This window comes from Deltaproteobacteria bacterium, assembly GCA_021737785.1.
Taxonomy (GTDB): Bacteria; Desulfobacterota; DSM-4660; order Desulfatiglandales; family Desulfatiglandaceae; genus AUK324.
The window spans coordinates 65,263-85,212 of the sequence record JAIPDI010000010.1 but is presented as its reverse complement, the minus strand read 5'-3'; the positions used below and the strand labels follow the sequence as shown (position 1 = coordinate 85,212).

The 19,950-nt window shown below is 52.8% G+C and carries 18 protein-coding genes; all 18 read right to left on the bottom strand.

From position 1 onward, the window contains the following. Positions 1 to 194 precede the first annotated feature (194 nt). Positions 195 to 1,205 (bottom strand): molybdopterin-dependent oxidoreductase, encoded by a 1,011-nt coding sequence (locus tag K9N21_07260; protein ID MCF8143700.1) that lies wholly within the window; start codon positions 1,203 to 1,205, stop codon positions 195 to 197. A 1-nt stretch (position 1,206) separates the two neighbouring features. Then, positions 1,207 to 2,574, bottom strand: coding sequence for a molybdopterin-dependent oxidoreductase (locus K9N21_07255; protein MCF8143699.1), 1,368 nt, complete (start codon positions 2,572 to 2,574; stop codon positions 1,207 to 1,209). After that, positions 2,571 to 3,053, bottom strand: a complete 483-nt coding sequence (locus K9N21_07250) for a (2Fe-2S)-binding protein (GenBank protein MCF8143698.1) — start codon at positions 3,051 to 3,053, stop codon at positions 2,571 to 2,573. Before K9N21_07250 ends, K9N21_07255 begins: the two co-directional genes overlap by 4 nt. Positions 3,054 to 3,065: 12 nt before the next feature. Next, positions 3,066 to 3,914 carry an FAD binding domain-containing protein gene (locus tag K9N21_07245; protein MCF8143697.1) on the bottom strand — a complete coding sequence of 283 codons (849 nt, stop codon included), beginning with the start codon at positions 3,912 to 3,914 and terminating at the stop codon, positions 3,066 to 3,068. Positions 3,915 to 4,159: 245 nt separating this feature from the next. After that, complete coding sequence (locus K9N21_07240; GenBank protein MCF8143696.1) at positions 4,160 to 5,434, bottom strand: iron-containing alcohol dehydrogenase; 1,275 nt, start codon at positions 5,432 to 5,434, stop codon at positions 4,160 to 4,162. A gap of 4 nt (positions 5,435 to 5,438) precedes the next feature. Further along, complete coding sequence (locus K9N21_07235) at positions 5,439 to 6,272, bottom strand: branched-chain amino acid ABC transporter permease (protein MCF8143695.1); 834 nt, start codon at positions 6,270 to 6,272, stop codon at positions 5,439 to 5,441. Positions 6,273 to 6,278: 6 nt separating this feature from the next. Then, complete coding sequence (locus K9N21_07230; GenBank protein ID MCF8143694.1) at positions 6,279 to 7,145, bottom strand: branched-chain amino acid ABC transporter permease; 867 nt, start codon at positions 7,143 to 7,145, stop codon at positions 6,279 to 6,281. Between the two features lie 146 nt (positions 7,146 to 7,291). After that, positions 7,292 to 7,984, bottom strand: coding sequence for an ATP-binding cassette domain-containing protein (locus tag K9N21_07225; protein MCF8143693.1), 693 nt, complete (start codon positions 7,982 to 7,984; stop codon positions 7,292 to 7,294). Then, positions 7,972 to 8,715: an ATP-binding cassette domain-containing protein gene (locus tag K9N21_07220; protein MCF8143692.1), complete on the bottom strand. Its 744-nt coding sequence runs from the start codon at positions 8,713 to 8,715 to the stop codon at positions 7,972 to 7,974. Before K9N21_07220 ends, K9N21_07225 begins: the two co-directional genes overlap by 13 nt. Positions 8,716 to 9,037: 322 nt before the next feature. Then, entirely contained in the window at positions 9,038 to 10,294 is a 1,257-nt protein-coding gene (locus tag K9N21_07215) for an ABC transporter substrate-binding protein (protein MCF8143691.1), read from the bottom strand. Between the two features lie 398 nt (positions 10,295 to 10,692). Beyond that, positions 10,693 to 11,595 (bottom strand): pyruvate ferredoxin oxidoreductase, encoded by a 903-nt coding sequence (locus K9N21_07210; protein MCF8143690.1) that lies wholly within the window; start codon positions 11,593 to 11,595, stop codon positions 10,693 to 10,695. 13 nt (positions 11,596 to 11,608) lie between these two features. Further along, entirely contained in the window at positions 11,609 to 12,811 is a 1,203-nt protein-coding gene (gene porA / locus K9N21_07205) for a pyruvate ferredoxin oxidoreductase (GenBank protein MCF8143689.1), read from the bottom strand. Position 12,812: 1 nt separating this feature from the next. Further along, the gene (locus K9N21_07200) at positions 12,813 to 13,070 is read right to left on the bottom strand and encodes a 4Fe-4S binding protein (protein ID MCF8143688.1); all 258 of its coding nucleotides are present in this window, start codon (positions 13,068 to 13,070) and stop codon (positions 12,813 to 12,815) included. Continuing rightward, complete coding sequence (locus K9N21_07195; GenBank protein MCF8143687.1) at positions 13,067 to 13,624, bottom strand: 2-oxoacid:acceptor oxidoreductase family protein; 558 nt, start codon at positions 13,622 to 13,624, stop codon at positions 13,067 to 13,069. The genes K9N21_07200 and K9N21_07195 overlap by 4 nt, the downstream gene beginning before the upstream one ends. Positions 13,625 to 13,686: 62 nt before the next feature. Then, entirely contained in the window at positions 13,687 to 14,493 is an 807-nt protein-coding gene (locus K9N21_07190) for an IclR family transcriptional regulator (GenBank protein ID MCF8143686.1), read from the bottom strand. A gap of 475 nt (positions 14,494 to 14,968) precedes the next feature. Continuing rightward, positions 14,969 to 16,330 carry a sigma-54 dependent transcriptional regulator gene (locus K9N21_07185; GenBank protein MCF8143685.1) on the bottom strand — a complete coding sequence of 454 codons (1,362 nt, stop codon included), beginning with the start codon at positions 16,328 to 16,330 and terminating at the stop codon, positions 14,969 to 14,971. A gap of 166 nt (positions 16,331 to 16,496) precedes the next feature. Next, on the bottom strand, positions 16,497 to 17,966 hold the full coding sequence (locus tag K9N21_07180; GenBank protein MCF8143684.1) for a response regulator: 1,470 nt from the start codon (positions 17,964 to 17,966) through the stop codon (positions 16,497 to 16,499). Beyond that, positions 17,963 to 19,948 carry a PAS domain S-box protein gene (locus K9N21_07175; GenBank protein MCF8143683.1) on the bottom strand — a complete coding sequence of 662 codons (1,986 nt, stop codon included), beginning with the start codon at positions 19,946 to 19,948 and terminating at the stop codon, positions 17,963 to 17,965. The genes K9N21_07180 and K9N21_07175 overlap by 4 nt, the downstream gene beginning before the upstream one ends. Positions 19,949 to 19,950: the final 2 nt, after the last annotated feature.

Here is a 19,950-nt window from a genome sequence, read left to right as displayed (position 1 = left end):
GCAGTTTGGAGGGCTTTGGAGAGGCTTGATAGGGTGAGCACCTGCCGCCGTGTGGCACACCGGATATGTAACGATCAGGTGCAAGATTGATTTATAGTGAGAAACTCACCGAGCAAATGACAAAAAGCCGCCAGAGGCTTAATGGAGAGCTGCATCCCAATAATTTAGGCAACGGTATGGAGTGCTGCTGTCGGTTATCCGTCATTCTCCTCCTTTTTCTTTTTTTCCAGCGCCCGCAGCACTTTTTCCGGGGTAATCGGGATATCCGTTATCCAGACACCGATCGCGTCGTGTACCGCGTTCACCACGGCGGGGGACGGAGGATTGGCGGTCATCTCGCCGATACCTTTGGCGCCGAACGGCCCTAGCGGCGAAGGGCACTCCAGCATAAATGTCTCGATATTCGGGATGTCCATGGTCGTGGCAATCATATATTCCCCCAAGGAGCGGGGCTGGAAGTTGGGCGATGGATACTGGGGGTACAGGTTCTCGAGTGTGGCCCAGCTCATGCCCATGATGGCGCCGCCTTCCACCTGCTGTCTGGCCAGTGCCGGGTTGATGGCCTTGCCCACGTCATAGACGCTCTTGCTGTCCAGGATCGTCACAATACCGGTCTCGGTATCCACTTCCACCTCGATCTGCACCGACGCCCATGCCAGGGTCGCCAGAGGATCGCAAGCGCCGTTTTCCGGGTCAGGAATCGACCGGGGTCTCCCGAAGGTGCCGGTGCCGACCACAAATTGATGGAGTTCATACAGCCCCTTTGTGGCCACATCTCCTATGGGAACGGCCTTGTCCGGTCTGCTCTTAATGCGGATCATTCCGTCTGCCGCCTCAAGCATTTCGGGCGGCGCGTCCAAGTCCGGGGCCGCAATCTCAAACAGCTTTTCGCGGGCGCTTGTGGCCGCTTCGACTGCGGCATTGCCGGCAAAGTAGGTGACTCGGCTGGCAAACGACCCGAAGCAGATGGGACAGGTGTCGGTATTGTCGTTGATGAACCTGACCTGCTCGTATGTGAGGCCCAGTATTTCCGCCACCATCTGGGGCAGCACCGTGTTTGCACCCTGCCCCAGCTCTACGGTCCCCATAATGAGATCTGCGGTGCCGTCGGGCTTGATCTTGACGATGGCATTGGTGAAATCACCTCCCCCACCCATTCCGGTGGGATAGAAGGCCATGGCAATTCCTTTTCCCCGCTTTTTCATGTTATGTCTCCCTCGGAGCCGACGTTAAAGTGGCGTATTTCTCGTTCAATGGGTGATTTACCACCTCGGCCAGTTTCTGCATGGTTTCGATCAGGTAGACGCTTTCAAGCCTGGTCCGCGTGGCCAGCTGGTCGCCGTTTCGCATGGCGTTGACGAAACGGAGGTCCCACGGGTCCATGCCCAGCCTTTCGGCGATCATGTTCATCTGGATCTCACAGGCGTAGGTGCCCGGGGTCACCCCAAAGCCACGGATCGCACCGGTGGGCGCCTTATTGGTGTATACCACAGAACACTTCACCTGAACGTTGGGCAGATGGTAGGGCCCGGCCACATAAAAGGCGTGCTTGTCCACCACATAGGAGCTAAACCCTGTGTAGGCCCCGGCGTCATGCAAGGTGAAGACCTGACGGGCCACGATGCGACCGTCCTTGGTCACGCCGTCTTTAAAGGTAATCCGCCACGGACTATGTCGAGCCGAGTGGAGCATCTCCTCTTCCCGCGTCCAGCGCCATTTACAGGGTCTCCCGGTCTTGAGTGCCAGCAGAGCGGCAATGGCGTCGGCGTGAAGCTCGGTCTTGCCGCCGAAGGCACCCCCCACATTACCGCCCACATATTTGATGTCACTCCAGCCCAAATGCCCGCCGCGGGAACTGTATTGCATCCGCTCGGACCAGCGATGGCTCAGATCCTCGCCCTGCCCCAGAATGCGCTGGATCTGTTTCAAGAGAAAATGCATGCCCTGAGTGACGGTATGAATGGTCAGTCGTCCATCCTTCTCGGGTACGGCCAAGCTCACTTGCGGTTCGATAGGCGCGTGTTCCTGTGAGGGGAAGAAGAATGTGTTCTCCACGATCTCGTCCGCCTGGGCAAAGCCCTTTTCAATGTCGCCGTTATATACCAGACGATACGGCCGGCCGCCCACCATCAGGACATTTCCCTCCGGCCGCACTTTCGGTGCATCCGGCTTCATTGCCTCGAGAGGGTCAAAAACCGGTGTCTGCTTTTCGATGTCGAATTCGATCAGATCGAGAGCCTCGTTGGCGATCTCCACAGTATCTGCTGCCACGGCGGCGATCGGCTCACCCATATAGCGGATCTCCTTTTCCGCCAAGACTGCCTGATCCAGGGTCAGGTAGCCATAGGTATTGCAGGGCACGTCCGCAGCAACAATCACCCCATAGACGCCGGGCATTTTTTCGGCCTTGGAAATATCGAGTTTTCGAATAATTCCTTTATGTACCGGGCTGCGCAACACCTTGACCGTGAGGGTCCCCGGAATAAAGATATCGTCCACGTATCGGGCCTCGCCGGTCACGTGGGCCAGGGCGTTGTACCTGGGTTTGCTTTCTCCAACACTCTTGTAGGTCATCGGTCACCTCCCCCATCGGTCACCTTTTGGGCAGCACTCTTAATCGCAGTGATAATGTTGGGGTAACTGGCACAGCGGCACAGGTTGCCTGAAAGGGCCTCCTTGATCTCCATTTCTGTAGGGTTGGGATTCTCATCCAGCAAGGCCTTGGAGGCCATGATCATCCCCGGTGTGCAGAACCCGCACTGTGTGGCATGGTTTTCGTAGAAGGCCTTCTGGAGGGTGTGAAGTCGTCCCGAGCCGCCAACCCCTTCGACCGTTACGACTTCGGCCCCTTGAATGGTCAGGGCGTTCGTAAGGCAGGCGCGTCGAAGCTTGCCGTTCACCAGGACGGAACAGGCCCCGCAATCCCCGGTTTCACAACCCACTTTGGGACCGGTAATATGCAGGTGCTCCCTCAAGACGGTCAAAAGGCTGGTCGTCGCATCGACCGCCACTTGGTATTTTCTTCCATTGACCTTGATTTCAAGTAATGCCATGTTACCTCTCCATCATGAAAGTTGGGCAAGAACGCGTTTTACCAACGCCTGGGCCGCCCGTTGCCTGTACCAGGCGGTGGCCCGGGTATCTGTGGCGGCATTGGTTTCTCCGAGGATCTCTTCTGCCACCCGGTCTACAAGGTCCGGGGATAGCGGTTTTCCCTCCAGGAGTCGAACAGCGGTTTTCGACACAAACGGATGGGCGGCCATGGCTCCGAGAACCAGGCGAATGCTTTTGCAAATGTCCCCTTCCATCCTGGCCCGCAAGGACACCGACACAACACTTCTGCCGTCACCCTGTCTCTGCTTCAGTTTTTCCCATGCCCATCTTTCGGTGTCGGCCAGGCAGGGGACTTCGAACTGCTTGACAATGCCGCCGTCAGCAAGCTTCTCCTTCTTAGGCGTCAAAACGAATTGGTCGATCGGCATCCGATTTTCCCCACTGCTTGAGACGGTCACTACGGTGGCGCCCAGCGCCATCAGCGCAGCCACGCCGTCGGCGTTTCTGGCATTGGTCATCAGATTACCCCCAAGGGTGGCGGCATTTCGCACGGCCGGAGATGCCATCTCTTCGCAGGCCCGGGCCAGCAGAGGCAACTTTTCTTTCACCATCGGAGATGCTGTGATATCGGACAATGGTGTAGCGGCCCCGATGACCAATCGGCCGTTCATCTCCTGAATGAAGTCCATGTCGAGCTTACCGATATAGACCAGTACTTCTGATCGCCTGCGTCGATAGCGGTTGAACCTCGGCATCAGGTCGGTGCCGCCTGCAATGATGATGGCCCTGTCGCCGAGATCCGACAGCAGGGAACATGCCTGCCCCAAATCGTCCGGTGTGTAAAACATTTCATTTGGCATGATCATTCCCCCCAAATGTGCCACAAGTATTTATCTGCCTTCATTATCTATGTGAGAAGGCATTCCTGTCAAGGGCTAATAGAGCCAACCTAAGGAAAGAAATGGCTTTTCCGGTGTTGCAAGAACTGTTTACCGTTGTTGCCCGCCTGACGGCGACCGGCCTAAAACAGATTCATTAAAACTGATGTTTGTACAGATCCCCATCCCTGCATATCGGTCGAAGCTTAATGGGCTGCATTCTCCATTTAGAGCTTCAATATTTCTTCCAGTGAACCTGTATATGCACCCTCGATAATCGTCCGGAGAACCCGCGCGCTGTTTTCAATGGGGACCGGCCGCGGCATGGCCTCCAATTTCATCTTATTCTGAGCGGCATCATTGACGGCCTTTTCGATAAGCCCCTCGGAAAATCCATCAAATTCCTTTAGGGTTACGGGAAAACCCAGTTTCTTATAGAAATCCAGCAGCCCTTCGGCAAAGTCTTTGGCCACGTCGCCCGAACCTTCAATGCCCATGGCCTGACAGACCCTTCTCATCTTTTGGGCGATCACCGGCGCGTAGTATGCGCCATAATAGGGGAGCATTACGGCACAGGCCTCTCCGTGGTCCATGACATTGCACCAACTGAACGAATTGAGGTGTGGTCCTCCTGCCTGTTTAAAATAGAGCACGGTACCCCCGAGCAGACTGGCCATGGCCATTTTTTTTCTGCCTTCCCTGTCTTCGGGATGCTGCACCACTTTTGGAAGCGCCTCAAACAGAAGTTTTATACCCAGCAAGGCCCTCTCGTTGCACTGGGGGTCAGCGCCTTCATCCACTTCATTGAAATAGCCTTCAATCAAGTGGGTCATGGCGTCCAATCCTGAGACCCTTGTGACGTGAGGGTCGCATGTATAGGTCAATTCCGGGTCCAGGATTGCCTCATGAGGCACGATGGCCGGATCGATCATCAGCTTTTTAACTCCCAGCCGGGTGTCTGTGATCACTGAAAACCTGGTGACCTCGCTTCCCGAACCGCTGGTGGTCGGCACCACGACCAGAGGCATAATCCTTTCAATCTTACCGGAAGCCAGGCCCACGCCGAAATAATCATCCAGGTCGCCCTCTTTTGCTGTAGCCAGAATGCCCGCGGCCTTTGCCGCGTCCATGGCCGATCCCCCGCCTACGGCCACCATGCAGTCGAAGCCGCCTGCCAAAAGGTGGTATGCGATGCGATAGGCCGTCTCCTTGCTCGGGTTGGGCTCAACACCCTCGCAAACACGGTGTGTCACGGATGCTTTGTCCAGACTCGTGCCGATTCGATCCAGATAGCCTGCCGCCTTCATTGACCCGCGGCCAGTGATGATCAGGGCCTTCCGGCCGTGTCTTTTAACAATATCCCCGATCTTGGCGATAGCCCCTTCGCCGAAATAAAGCGTAGTAGGCCTCCAATCAGCCACCGTCCTTTCGGCTTGGCTCATCAGGGCATCCAGTGATGATTTTTCTTCCACGGCAGAATCCTTTCCTTTCGGCAGGTTCATTCGGTCAGCCCTCCGATCCTCTAAAGATAAGCACCGCCGCCATGACGACAAATACCATGGTATCGGCCGCTTGGGAGTAATATCGGCCGGTGAGGGCGATGACCATACCGAGAACAAAGGCGGAGACAAATGTGCCTGTGAGGTTTCCCATGCCTCCCACGATGACCACGGCAAAGGCAATGAGTAGGATGTCATGGCCCATGTAGGGCTCTGCAGCAGAGATAGGGGCGTAGAGCACGCCACCCAGTACGGCCAGGACGCTCCCGATGATAAATACAATGGAGAAGTAGCGATCCACATTCAACCCCAGGCACCTGACGCCCTGGTTATCGTCCAGCGCCGCGATGACGATTTTGCCAATGATATTTTTCTTAAAAAAGACGTTCAGCGACAGAAAAAGGGCCACCGAACTGGCCACGATGATGACGCGATACACAGGGATGGAGACACCTAAGACGGTCATGGCTGTACCTAAGGGATCGGTAACCGGGAGTGGTGTGTTGCCCCATATCCATTTAATGGCGTCCGTGCCGATCAGAAGCATTGCATAGGTAGCGATCATGGCGTAGTCAAGGGATTCTCCGTAAAGTCTCCGGATGACGAACCGCTCCATGACGTAAGCAACCGGCACGACCATCAGCATCGCAAAGGCAAGGGCTGCCGGGAAAATTCCACCAAGGAAGGGGAGGAGGGTGATGAAGAAATAGACGCCCAGCGTATAAACCATACAGTGGGCGAAATTGATGATCTTCATGGTGCCGAACGTGATGGAAAGCCCGATGGAGAAGAAATAGAGGATGGCACCGATCGTGGTTCCATATAGCAAGGTCTGGATCATGCCGGTCTATGCCTCCTCCATTGCCTTTTTTTGCGCCATCTTGCGCAAGATCCCTCGGGTCAGAGACCTGACGAAGCCGGTGATACCCTCCCTCAGGTAGAAGACGACTATCAGTAGAAGTATCCCTAAGATCCATTCCCACTGGGGTATGTGGGTGGAAAGACTGTCGCGCAGAACCATATAGAAAACACCGCCCGCCAGCGCGCCGTAAAGGTTGCCGGCGCCGCCAATGAGCGCTGCAAAAATAACCTCCACGTTGTTCAGCGGATGGATAAATACCGGGCTGACAAATCCGATATACAGCGTATACAGGGTTCCGGCGAGTGCGGCAAAACTGCCAGCAATCACAAAGGTGAGCCATTTATAGAAGAAGGTATGGTACCCCAGAAATTTGACCCTGACCTCGTTTTCCTTGATGGATCGGATGAGAATCCCATAGGGGGAACGGGTGAGTGTCTTGAGCACAAGAAATGCAAGGATAAGACATGCCAATACGAATCCATAAGCAACATACTCATTGGCAAAATCCAGAAACCCCCACGGTTCCACGCCGCTCGATATGCCATCTTCGCCGTGGGTAACCCTCTGGAAGGCAGAGCCAATCAAGAAGAACCCCACCTGGTTGAATGCCAGGTTGGTCAAGGCAAAGGGCGCTTCCGAAAGGGGGACCACAATCAAACCCAATATCCCGGCCACAATTGCCCCCCCGGCGATACCGGCAAGCATGGATAATATGGGATTGGGGCTGACATGGAGGGAGAAGAGCGTGGACACATATACGCCGGTACCCAGGTATAGCATTTGACCGAAAGACAATCGCCCCATATACCCGTAAAGGAGATCGAAGGACATGACATAGATACAGAAAATCATGAAGTCTGTCACCCTATGAACGGCCAGGAACGGTGTCAATACCAAGAAAGCGGCTGCAATGATAGTTATCTCGCGCCACACGACACCCTTTCTGGCTGCCTGTATGTACGGTTTGTGCAAATCAGTGCCCAACAATATGTCCCCCCTTACAGGTAACTTTCCAGATCGGCGGTATCCTCCATTTCGGACCTGTCCGCAATCTCCTTGATGACCTTCCCTTCTTTCATCACGTAGATTCGGTCGGCTAGACGTTTTACCAGAGAAAGGTTTTGTTCCACAATGATGGCGGAGACGTTTTTTGCCTTCAGCTGGTTCAATATTCGGCTAATATCTTCAATGACGATGGCGGCCAAGCCCTCGGTTGGCTCGTCGATCAGCAGAAGTTTGGGAGACCCCACCAGTGCACGCCCGATGAGCAGGATTTCCCTCTGGCCTCCACTCAGCTTTCCTGCCTTATTGTCCATGAATCTAGACATATCCGGATAGATGCTTGTGGCTTTTTGAAGGGCCTCTTCCATCTTTTCTCCACTGGCATGGGCAGCAAGTTGGAGATTGTCTCGTACCGTCAAACCGGCAAATACCTTCTTATCCTGGGCGACGAAGCGGATGCCCCGCCTGGCAAGTCTTTCTGCGTTCAGGTTACGCGTATCCTCCCCTTCGTAGGTGATGAATCCTTTGTTCGGCTTCATGATCCCGCTTATGGTTTTTAGCAGGGTTGTTTTTCCCGCTCCGTTGCGGCCGACGACAAAGACCATTTCCCCCCTTTTCAGCTGGAGGGAGACGTCATGAAGGACCACGGCATGACCGTAGCCCACGTCGATTTCTACTACGTCGAGCAACCGTTCTCTTCCTTTCCCCAATAACATTCCCTTACCGCGGGATGAGACAGGACCTGTTCGGGGTGGCCTTCGCAAATAATTCGGCCGTAATTCATCACACTGAGCGAGTCCACTAGATTGATAATCTTGGATATTTTGTGGTCAATAATCGCCAGAGTGAAATTCTCCTTGACCCGGTGGATGATGTCCAATACCCCTCCAATTTCATGATCGCTCAGTCCGGCCAACGGCTCATCCAGAAGCAACAGCGTGGGCTTGAGAGACAACCCGATGGCGATTTCAAGCATCCTTTTGTCTCCATAGGAAAGCTCCGATGTCTGAACAGCGGCCTTTTCCTGAAGTCCAACCAGCTCGAGCGCGGCCAGGCAGTCTTCTTGTACCCTTTTATTCTGGGCGGATACAAAATAGAAGTTACGAACAGTTCGATGTTTTTCTTTAGACTTGATGTTTGAGAGGACCAGATTCTCCCAGGCCGTAAGAGAGTTGAATACCGATACCAGCTGAAATGTCCGGGTTATACCCATCCCCACCCGCTTATGGGGCGCTGACTTGGTAATGTCTTTTCCTTGAAAGATGACCTTTCCCCTGGTAGGCAGAAAAAGGCCGGAAAGCAGGTTAAAAAGGGTGGTCTTGCCGGATCCGTTAGGCCCGATGAGCCCTGCCACACGGCCTTGTTCAACACGAAAGTTGACCATTTCGACCGCGGCGAGGCCCTCGAAGTGCTTGCTGATGTTCTCTGTTTCGATTAGAGCGGACATGGCGACTTTGTCATGGAACCCGGCACCCATCAATCATGTTATTCCGGTCCGGCATTGCCGGTTCCTACCGGCCGGAGGTGATGGCAGCTATCATAATCCTAGTATTGACAGGCGGTTGGTCGCTAAAGAGGTCATAATTACCATCACCTATAGCTGTATCCTAACATTTTTGGGGTAAAAGATATTATGGTAATTTTCCCTGAATATTACAACGGTTCAACAACCGTGTGAAGGAGCGGGGGGAAAGCCCCCTCGCGCTCCTTATCACCTCCGCATCTTCTACTTTTGGAGGCTCCTACCACCCAAGCTCCTGGGGTGTTCTCTGGAAGTATTTGCCCCGGTAGGAGTCGATCACCTTGACATAGTCCCACTTTTGATCCTTCCGCTCTTGGGGGCCCAGGCCCTTAGCGATAAAAGAGGAGTGCTTATATCTCGGATTCCCGTCAATCATCCATTTGGCCGGGCCTTTGGGTCCACTCCAGTCGGGATTTGCCATGAGCGCATCATAGGCCTTTTTGGGGTCGGTCGATTTGGCCAGTTCCATGCCCCGGACGATTTCATACACTCCCATGTAGGCGCTGCAGCCATAGGGATCCGGAGGTTCGCCGTAAGCAGCTCGATATCTGGCAGTAAAGGAATTGGCGGCCTCAACCACCTCTGGGAACGGAAATCCGGTCATATCGTGATACCAGAACATCTGACACATGACCCCCTCTAAGGCCTCGGCGGGAATTCCTGTGGCAAAGACATTGACGATCCACTGGAAAAAAATCTTGGTTTTCTTTCCCAGGCCCATCTCATACGCCTGCTTGAGGATGTTGATGGCATCGTTTCCCCATTGGCCCATGATGACGATGTCCGGCTTGGCCTCCATCGCCTTAATGAGATAAGGGGTCATATCGGCAGTTCCGACCGGCGTCATGATCACCTGGTACTTGACATCAGGCATTTTCTTGAGCACATTTTCATGACCTCTGAGGGCGCCATGGCCATAGGCATAATCCGGAAGCAACAGGACAATGTTCTTCATTTTCATCACTTCCGTCACATAGGCTGAAGCGCCGCTACCGATGGATTCTGCCGGTGGGATCATGGACACACTATATGGCCCTTTTTCTTCTTTGGTGAACATCTTTTCCGGCACACCGTTTGTGGCGTTGAAGATAATAGGGGTTCTTTTGCTCTGGGCGTTCATGGCTAAAGATACATGGGCAAACGTCCCGCCAATCAATGCCGTTATGCCGTTATCCTTGATCATGGACTTCATCTTTCTGACAGCCACGTCCGGCTTGGTTTCTGTATCCTGGTAAATGGCCTCGATTTTGACCTTTTTCCCGCCGAAGTCAGCCCCACCTTTACCGTTAATTTCTTCTATTGCCAGTTTGGCTGAATCCATCTGCTTGGTTCCAAGAGCCGAGCCCTTACCCGTCATGGCGTAGATAATGCCCAACTTAATGCTGTCGTCAGCGGCAGCAGGAGAACCTATGGAAAAGCCTGCCATAAGCGCCACGACCATGCCCAATAGAATCGTCGTTTTGAGTATCCCTTTCATCCTTCTGCTCCTTTCTGCCTAAGGTAATGCGGTCAACTTCCTGCCGAAATGCACGATGGGACCCATTTCCCGTTATTTCTGGACTGGGAGCCATCCAATCCGCATTCCGGTACTTCCAGCCTCCTGCCCCCATACTTTCTTGTTTACCTGGTCTGGCATTCCCCCTTTCCCTGATGTTGTCCTTATGTTAGGTGCACGCCCCAGCTAGGCACCTCAGCAAACCAATCCTCTTCTGTTCCATCTCAAACGCCTATGCTACCAAAATGCCCCCTGGTGCCCGCCAATACCACTATTTAGGCGCACGCAAGCGAATGGCCACCGCCGCTTTTCGGCCCGGCGCCCGAGTTCTTATTTACCATGGAGAATTCGTATCCGGGTATACCGTCCATACTTCTGCCCTAGTCCATCAGACCGTATTTCTCTATATTCGAGTCCGCCATGGCGCAGATCTTTTCAAACCCCTCCCGCGCAGCCCTGTTTCCCTCCAGTAGGTGCTTGAAACGTCTCTGGGCACTTAGGTATTCACGTGGGGGGACCCTTGTCCTAATTTTGCGAACGCCAGTAATCCTGCCATCCACCATCTCAAAGACCGGCACAAGACCGGATTGCACTCCCAGCCTTCCAATTTCCAGTGTGCGATCACTGGGAAAGCCCCAAACCGACGGACAGGGCGCATCGATCTGGATATACCGGGGACCCTGATAGGTCATCGCCTGTTCGACTTTCCGTCGCAGGTCTTTCAGGTAAGCAACTGAGGCTGTTGCCACATAAGGGGCACCATGTGCGGCGACAATGGCTGGCATATCTTTTTTCAGTTGAGGCTTTCCTATGGATTTTTTCCCCACAGGATGGGTCGTCGTTCCGGCATAGATAGGTGTCGCACCGCTGCGCTGACCGCCTGTATTCATATAGGCCCCGTTATCCATGCAAATGTAGAGAACATCATCTCCCCGTTCCAGCATACCGGATAACGCCCCGAACCCGATGTCAAAGGTTGACCCATCTCCTCCGATCACCAATACTCTGATATGGTCTCTATGTTGTGCTTTCAGGGCGGCAACAACACCCGTCGCCACGGAAGGCCCGTTCTCGAAAAGATGGTGCATAAACGGAACACGCCATGAAGAATACCCATAGGTCAAGGTAAAGGTTTCGAGGCATCCAGTGGGTGTAATAACTATGACGTCCCGGCCGGTGGCTTTAAGAATATGCCTTACGGCCAATGCCTGTCCGCATCCATGGCAGGCCCTATGCCCGGAAACAAACAGATCCTTTTCCTGTACCGCGTTCTTCTCACTCAATCTTGGTTTTCCTCTACGGTAAGACTTCCGGTTTCAAATCCATCCAATAGGGTTCAAAGGGAACAGCTCCTGATTCACATGCTTTTTCAACCTGTTCCACAATTTTATAGATTGTCCCACGGGTGATTACTCTCCCCCCCAAGCCGGCTATCATATCGATAACTACCGGAGTTTTGGATCGGCCATAAAGCTTGGCTTTGAGGTCCAGACCGATGGCACCTTCACTTCCCATGGAGAAACTGGCCTCCATAACCGCAACCACTTTCGCATCCTGGATGGCTTTCAGGATGTCTTCATACGGAAAAGGACGATAACAGCGAATTTTAATCAGTCCTACTTTCTTTCCACCAGTTCGCAAATGATCCACAGCGTCCTTGGCTGTGCCGGCTACCGATCCCATTGCGATCAGAACGATTTCGGCATCCTTTGTTCTGTATGCCTCAATGAGCCCTCCGTGATCCCGACCGCTGATATCCGCCCATTCAGAAAAAATCTCCTTGATCCTCTTTTTTCCCATTTGCATGGCATCATGGATGGCGTATCTGAACTCCATGTACAGATCTTCATCAGCAATGGGTCCCCAGCTCTTGGGATCGTTCACATCCAAGAAATGGATAGGTTTAAAAGGAGGCAGAAATCGGTCCACTTCTTCTTGTTCAACCAGACGAACTCTTTCATAGGAATGGGTCAGTATCCATCCGTCCATACAGACCATTACCGGGAGTGCTATCCTGGGATCCTCCGCGATTTTGAAGGCGGCAATGTGGGTATCGTAGGCCTCTTGACTGCTCTCCACATAAATTTGAATGATTCCCGAATCCCGAAGGCTCATGGCATCCTGATGATCTGGTTGAATACTTATGGGCGCTGAAACCGCCCGATTAACCCCTGTGATGACAAACGGCAGCCGCATCCCTGCACTCGCATAGATTACCTCTGTCATGAGCAACAGACCCTGAGATGTAGAGGCCGTATAAGAGCGACTGCCCGCTGCTGAAGCACCGGCCAGGACACTGGCCGCAGAGAATTCAGACTCTACCCGCACATATTCGGATTCCAACTCACCATTCACAACCATCCTCGCCAGGGCCTCAACGATATGTGTCTGGGGGCTAATCGGATAAGTGGATATCACACCTGGACGGCACGCCTTTATTGCTAAGGCGACCGCCTCCGATCCCTCAAGCACCCTTTCCGTTTTGCCGTTGTCGCCCATCTCATTTCGCCTCGAAAATCATCTCAATTGCATTCACATGGCATTCATAGGCGCACAGACCGCAGCCTTTGCAATATCCGTAGTCAATGGCATACACCCCGTTTACATCATGAATGACATTATCCGGGCAAACCTCTTCGCAGACGCCGCATCCTTTGCACAGATCATAATCGATGATAGGCTTTCGGTCTCTCCAGGTTCCGGTCTCGTAGGCCAGGGATGTTCCTCCCCTGACAACGCCTCCCAATGCTATTTTCATGATAATCGCTCTACCATGCTCTCATGGCTTTTTCTTACGATGAGAGCATTTTTATGACCCAAATCGCCGGGGAATCTTTTCATGACAGCCTTGAGCGCGGCGTCAAGGGTCAGGGCCTTGGTTAAGCCGGAAAATGCCCCCAATAGGGCTGTATTAATTATGGGGGAACCTAAGATAGACCGTGCCATTTCATCGGCCGAAATGGTGTAGATTTGAGAAAAAGGTATTGACAGGCCTAGAGTTGAAGGGTCTTTGTCTGTGTTTACAAGGATAAGCCCTCCCTCTCTGAGTCCCGACGTTACGTCGATCTCCCTGACGATGGTGGGATCCTGAATAATCACGCAATCAGGCTCTTCCACTCTGCACCTCAGTCTGATTGGCTTGTCATCTAATCTGCAAAAGGCCATAATGGCCTTGCCTCTTCTCTCACCACCGCCACCGAGAAAAGGGAATGCCTGTCCATACTTACCGTCTTCCAAGGCGGCAATCGCCATGAACTGGGCAAGGACCAAAGAGCCCTGTCCTCCTCTGCCATGAATGCGGACTTCTTTCATCAATCCCTCTATCTCCATCGACCTCGAATGCTGTTTCATAATATGAAACGGCATTTACCCAATCAAACAGATCCTACAGGCACATTGCTCAGCTCTCTTGAGATGCTTTCGCCGGTCTCCCTAACCAAGTCAATGAGCCCCGCCTCGATTCTTTTCATGGTCATGCTGAAGATGGAACCTGTAACGCTTATGCTCGCAACAATATGTCCTCTTGATCTAACAGGCACACCGATACACCGAACGCCCTCATAATATTCCTCATCATCAATGGCATATCCGCGCTTTCGCACCAATGCCAGTTCCTTGAACAGCTGATTCAAATTAGTGATGGTGTTTTTTCCATAAGGCTTTAGCAGGCCATCGGGGTAGATTTCCCCAATCTCTTCATTGGTTAACTGGGAAAGAAGCACTTTCCCTGCAGCAGAGGCATGCGGCTCGGTGGACCACCCCACATAGGACGAGATAGAGAGTCCTCCTGCGGCCGCACCCATCTTGTCAATACAGACAATTTTGCCATTCCTTAAAAGATATAGATGGACAACCTCATGGCACTTCTCGTGGAGCTGGATCAGATATCTTCTGGCCCTCTCCCTAATATCAAAATCTGCCAGGATCCTTGACGATATTTCCAGGAACCGCAATCCTAAGGAATACTTTTTTGTGTCATCGTCCTGCGAGATGTAATCGTTTAGGAGAAGGGGCTGCAACATGTGATGAATTGTGCTTTTCGGAAAGCCAAGTGTCTTGCTCATATCAACGAGAGCCAACCCTTTTGGATTCCTGCTTAGTAGCTCAATGACCTGGAGGGCCTTTGCAAGTGCCCCTGTCTTTGTATTTCCCACACTGCATTCCTTCTGTTCAACAAACATCGTTTCATTACATGGAACGATGTTCAACATATACGTTAGGCATGGCCGCTGTCAAGTGTTTTTTCTTTAGCGTCATTTTCGGTTGGATTTTTCCATTTTACCCGATTGTTCGGTTGTCAACGCGGCTCGCTGTAGGGCCAAGATACGTTCTTTCATCTGCTTTCGTGAGAATGTGAGAATGGGGACGCGGTAAGGTGTTTAGGTTTTCCAAGAGGATCGAGGCAAAATAGGGCACTGACAATATCTTTACATCTTTGCATTTACGGGCAACGGGACATCCTTTAAAATTCAATTGCAAGCGAAAGGTGTGGCGGAGGGCTAACTAACCGGAAATAAGGTAAAATTAACGGTCGTAACAACTGAGGAAATAAACCCTTGAACGTCGACTCTTCACGGGATCAGACGTTGCCAGGGAGACTGGAAACACTATCTCTATCCCTGACGTTAAACTTGATGCCTATTGAAGGCGCCTGCTTCACTCAATGCCGAACTTCTTGATCTTGGCCGCCAGGGTCTTGCGGTTGATCCCGAGGATGTCGGCTGCCTCGGTCTTTTTTCCTTTGGTTCGCTTGAGCACAAAGGCGATATATTTTTTCTCCAATTGCTCCAGAGAGAAAGGCTCTTCGGAAAACATCTGTAGATCTCCCTGTCTCTGGGTGATAAACGTCGGCAGGTTCGCGGCCCGTATCATATCGGTATCCTCAAGGATGAGGATTCGTTCCATGGTATGTTCCAGTTCCCTTACATTGCCTGGCCAGGCATACTCCGACAGGATATCCATGGCCTCTGAGGATACTTCCAGGCGCGATTTCTTCATTTTACGGCTCAATTTGTCGATATAGTGGCGGATGAGGAGAGGGATATCCTCCCTTCTTTCCCTGAGCGGGGGAAGATGTATCGGCACCACGCTCAACCGGTAATACAGATCCTCCCTGAACGTTCCCTTTCGGATCGATTCTGTAAGCTCACTGTTGGAGGCTGAGACGATCCGGATATCGAGATTGATCTTCTGTTGATCCCCGACCTTCATGAACTCCCGCTCCTGAATCACCCTGAGGAGCTTGGCCTGGATATTCAGGCTCAAGTTTGCCACTTCGTCAAAGAAGAAGGTGCCGTGATTCGCCAGTTCAAAAAAGCCGTGTTTGGTCTGGTGGGCCCCGGTGAAAGAACCTTTGACATGTCCGAACAGCTCGCTTTCGAGGAGGGTTTCCACAAGGGAAGAGCAATCGACTGCAACGAATTCCCGTTCTTTGCGAAGGCTCTTGGCATGGATGGCCTGGGCCACCAGCTCCTTGCCCGTGCCGCTTTCACCCGTTATCAGGACGGTGCTGTCGGTGGGCGCCACCTTGAGGATCTTGTCGAATATCCGCTTCATGGGGCGGCTCTGGCCGATGATGAGATGCTCTTCCGAATCTATCTTGAGGCCGTGATTGACAACGGTATGTTTTTGAGATGAGGCACGACCCAGGTTTGCCTTCTGAAGGGCCGCCTCCAGATCATCCAGTCGGAAGGGTTTCACCAGATAGTCCAGTGCCCCCAGTTTGGTGCAGCGGACCGCCGAGTCGATGGTCGGATAGCCGGTGATCATGATCACATCCGTGTCGGGGTATGCGGTGCGAATCTGTTTGAGGACGGCCATGCCGTCCATATCCGGCATCCGAATGTCCAGCAGCACGAGGTCTATCGGACGGGTTTTCAGATAATCCAGGGCCTCCTCACCGCCGGCCGCCGGTGTTGCCCCTATTCCCTTTTCGCTCAGTACTCTGCAGATGCCGGTTCGGACCACGGATTCGTCATCCACGACCAGCACCTGATGGATGTTTTGGGTGTTTGTCATTTTCAAGGAAAGTGCCTAAAGTGCCTAAAGTGCGCTAAAGTTTTCAGGTGCGAGCCGCAAGGCGTTGGTCGTAAGAAATCGTTATCAATTATCGGTTGTCAGTTATCCGTCAACGACCCGGAGCACGGGAAACAGGGATCCTGAACCCAATAAGCCAGCATCCAGCTCAAACAATCATCGGGAGGAGGACCCGGAAAGTGGTTCCTTTGTCCAAGACGCTCTCCACGTCGATGGTGCCGCAATGGGCCTCGACCACCCCCTTGACAATGGCCAGGCCAAGCCCCGTGCCCATGACCTGACGGGTCTTGGGATGTTTGACCCGGTAGAATTTATCGAAGATCTTGGGGAGTTCCTCAGGAGAGATCCCTACGCCCGTATCTTCGACCCTGATTTCCATGTATTCGGCCAGACCCCGCGCAGTAATCGTTACCCGACCCCCTTCGGGCGAATAGTTGATGGCATTGCTCACGAGATTATTGATAACCTCTTCCATGTTCTTGGGGTCGGCCAGAACCGGCTTCAGCCCTTCGCACGAATGGGTGAGATGGATTTTCTGTTCCTGGGCCCTCGGTCCCATCAAGGCCACGATCTCTTCTATGATCTGCCCCATGTCGGTGGGGACCCGATGCTGGACCATTTTTCCCGCCTCGATCTTTGCCACATCGAGAAGATCATTAATCAATTCAAGGAGGGAGTCAATCTTGTTCATCCCTCGCTTGACAAACCCTTCCTGTTTTTCATCCAAGGGCCCTGCCAATCCTTCTATAAGGATGCTGTTGATCTGCCGGATGGAAACCAGGGGGCTGCGGAGCTCATGTGCCACCATATTGACAAAGTCTGATTTCATTTCGTCAAGCTGCTTGTAGGCGGTAATGTCTTCCATGACAGTAACTGTTCCGGCAACGGCGTTGTTGGGACCCAAGGCAGGGGCGGAAATGGCCCTCAAGACATTTTTCCCTGCCTGGATCTCCTGTGAAACGGATTCCGCCTGGGCCGATTCGCCGCCGAGGATCTGTTTAAGTGTATCTATCAGGGAGTTATCGGTGATGATTCCTGAAATGGGAACCGGCCCTTCGGACAGGCTTGAGATCTCCATCAAGCGCATGAGCGCCGGATTGTGGAGCACCACCTCCAGATTGCGGTTGGTAACCATGACCCCATTGGCCATCTGGTTGATAATGGTTTTAAGGCGGCTTTTTTCCAGGTTGAGGTCATAGAGGTTCTGCATGTTCTCCTCTTTCAACTGGGTCGCCTTCTGCTCCAGGCGTCTTTTTTCAGCGGCCCGTGTAATGGTGAGGAGAAACTGGTCGATCTGAAATGGCTTGGTAATGAAATCATAGGCCCCGTTTTTCATGCAGATGACGGCCGTGTCCACGGTCCCGTGGCCTGTAATGATGATCACCGGGATGTCCGGGTATGTCTTACGAACCATTTCAAGGAGTTCTTCGCCCCCCATGACCGGCATCTTGAGGTCGAGAAGTACGATGTCGATGGGGCTGGAGGAAAGGATATCCATGGCGATCCGACCGTTTTCAGCGGTGACGACCTGGTAGCCCTTCCCGGTCAACACGCGTTGACACCCATCCCTGATCGCCTTTTCATCGTCAACCACCAGGATATTGATTGTCTCGTTCATGATTCATCCACTCCCAGAAAAACGGGTTCGGCCGGCGGGGTCTCTGTAAATTCCAAAGGGAGTTCAATAATAAAGGAGGTCCCCCCGCCGGGAGGACACTCAATGCTCATGGTCCCCCCGTGAAGTTGAACAATGTTCCGGGTAATGCTCAGACCGAGCCCGGTGCCCTTGCCCACGGGTTTGGTCGTAAAGAAGATGTCGAATATTTTATCTCTCATCTCGATCGGAATTCCAGGCCCGGTATCGGACACTTTGATGATAAAGCGGGGGGGGGGGTCAGTCTGATAGCGGGCAGAGATCGTCAACAGCCCCTTTCCCTCCATGGCATCGGCCGCGTTGATGAAGAGGTTGGTAAAGACCTGTTGCAATTGACCGATATCGCCTACCATTTCGGGCATGTCCGGTTCTATGTCCGTGATTACCCGGATGTTGTGGAAAAGGGCCTGGTTCACCAGGAGATTCAAACACTGGCCGATGAGGTAGTCCAGACTGAAGGAAGATGTCTGCCCAATGGATTGTCTGCTGAATTCAAGGAGTTCGGATACTATCCGTTTGCATCGGAGGGTCTGATGAATCACCTCCTGGATATCGTTTTGGGCCTGGGGATCGTCCGAGAGCCTTTCCTTGAGCAGTTCCGCATATATCAAGGCCCCGGCTAGAGGATTATTGATTTCGTGGGCAACTCCTGCCGCCATTCGCCCCACAGAGGCGATTTTTTCAGACTGGACCAGTTGGAGATGGGCATCCTCTAGCTCTTTCCGCATCTGGAGTACCTCCCGCATATCCGTAAATACTCCGACACTGCCGATTTCCCTGTTGCCGATGGTGATGATGGAGGCGGTCAATGTGACCGGAATCTCCTCACCTTCTTTGGTGGTCACAGACATGCTGGTCGGATTGAGTTTGCCCACAGGACCGTGCTGGTCGCTGCGCATCTTTCTCATGTTTTCCTTGGCCACATCGATGTCGTAGAAACTGCTCAGATGACCATGGTCCATGATCTCCTCGGCCGTATAGCCGGTCAGGTTTTCCATCCCCTCGTTAAAAATGAGCACATTTCCCTTGGTATCCACCACAACGATCCCGTCCACAGCGCTCTGGATGACGTTTTGAAAAAAGATATTGGATTTCTGGGCCTCCTTTTCCAATTTGATCCGTTGCGTGACATCTCTGGATGCCTCCAGCAACTGGACCATCTCACCCTGCTCATTGTAGATCGGGGCCGTGGTAATCACATCAAAACATTCTTCTCCCTTCTGATTCTTAAACTCCCGGATGATGCTGATGAGCTTGTTTTCGGTTTTCATCTCCTTCAGATCTTCCAGATAGCAGGCTTGCCCTATCTCTCCACAGGGCCGGTCGAGGCCATAGCGCACCTCATAGCAATGCTTTCCAAGGATATCCTCTTTTGTGAGATGAAATTCCTGAAGAAAGGTCTGATTGACCGTTTCCACGGTCATGTCCATGTTGACCACCATAATTCGGTAGGGAAGTGAATCGAGGATGACCTGAGAATACCGCTTTTCCTTTTCATCCTGTTCCTGACGTTCACTTTCCAGCCGGATCCTCTCCTCCTCCATCTGGACGAGATCCCAAAGCAATCTGGCCCCCATGTGGTCCATGATGGAGATGTTCGGGGGCACGATCCTGAAAATTTCTTCTCTCACATCAGATGATCCGGTCAGCTCGATGAGCAGGTTAAGTCCCTTCAGGTCCAGGAGATGACGGAAATCGCTTGTGGTAAAAAGGCCCAGTTCACGTGCGTAGAGAAGACCGGGAGCGTCAGGATGGATATCGGCGACGCCCAGTATCACCATTTTGAGTCGTGACAGATGGTTCGCATTCAGGACCTTGAGCAGGTTGCAGCACGCCCTCCCTCCTCCGACGATGGCCACGCGCAGGGGGTGATCTGCCTGTTCTCCACGGAATAGGCTGGCAGGATCACGTGCGGCTGAATCTGATTTCAGAGGGGGTGCTTTCACGT

Excerpts from the sequence above, each read along its gene's own strand:
- K9N21_07215 (MCF8143691.1), bottom strand. The coding sequence starts at position 10,294 with ATGAAAGGGATACTCAAAACGACGATTCTATTGGGCATGGTCGTGGCG.
- K9N21_07255 (MCF8143699.1), bottom strand. The coding sequence starts at position 2,574 with ATGACCTACAAGAGTGTTGGAGAAAGCAAACCCAGGTACAACGCCCTG.
- K9N21_07235 (MCF8143695.1), bottom strand. The coding sequence starts at position 6,272 with ATGATCCAGACCTTGCTATATGGAACCACGATCGGTGCCATCCTCTAT.
- K9N21_07240 (MCF8143696.1), bottom strand. The coding sequence starts at position 5,434 with ATGAACCTGCCGAAAGGAAAGGATTCTGCCGTGGAAGAAAAATCATCA.
- K9N21_07230 (MCF8143694.1), bottom strand. The coding sequence starts at position 7,145 with ATGATTTTCTGTATCTATGTCATGTCCTTCGATCTCCTTTACGGGTAT.
- K9N21_07250 (MCF8143698.1), bottom strand. The coding sequence starts at position 3,053 with ATGGCATTACTTGAAATCAAGGTCAATGGAAGAAAATACCAAGTGGCG.
- K9N21_07260 (MCF8143700.1), bottom strand. The coding sequence starts at position 1,205 with ATGAAAAAGCGGGGAAAAGGAATTGCCATGGCCTTCTATCCCACCGGA.
- porA (MCF8143689.1), bottom strand. The coding sequence starts at position 12,811 with ATGGGCGACAACGGCAAAACGGAAAGGGTGCTTGAGGGATCGGAGGCG.
- K9N21_07245 (MCF8143697.1), bottom strand. The coding sequence starts at position 3,914 with ATGCCAAATGAAATGTTTTACACACCGGACGATTTGGGGCAGGCATGT.
- K9N21_07190 (MCF8143686.1), bottom strand. The coding sequence starts at position 14,493 with ATGTTTGTTGAACAGAAGGAATGCAGTGTGGGAAATACAAAGACAGGG.
- K9N21_07180 (MCF8143684.1), bottom strand. The coding sequence starts at position 17,966 with ATGAACGAGACAATCAATATCCTGGTGGTTGACGATGAAAAGGCGATC.
- K9N21_07200 (MCF8143688.1), bottom strand. The coding sequence starts at position 13,070 with ATGAAAATAGCATTGGGAGGCGTTGTCAGGGGAGGAACATCCCTGGCC.
- K9N21_07185 (MCF8143685.1), bottom strand. The coding sequence starts at position 16,330 with ATGACAAACACCCAAAACATCCATCAGGTGCTGGTCGTGGATGACGAA.
- K9N21_07195 (MCF8143687.1), bottom strand. The coding sequence starts at position 13,624 with ATGAAAGAAGTCCGCATTCATGGCAGAGGAGGACAGGGCTCTTTGGTC.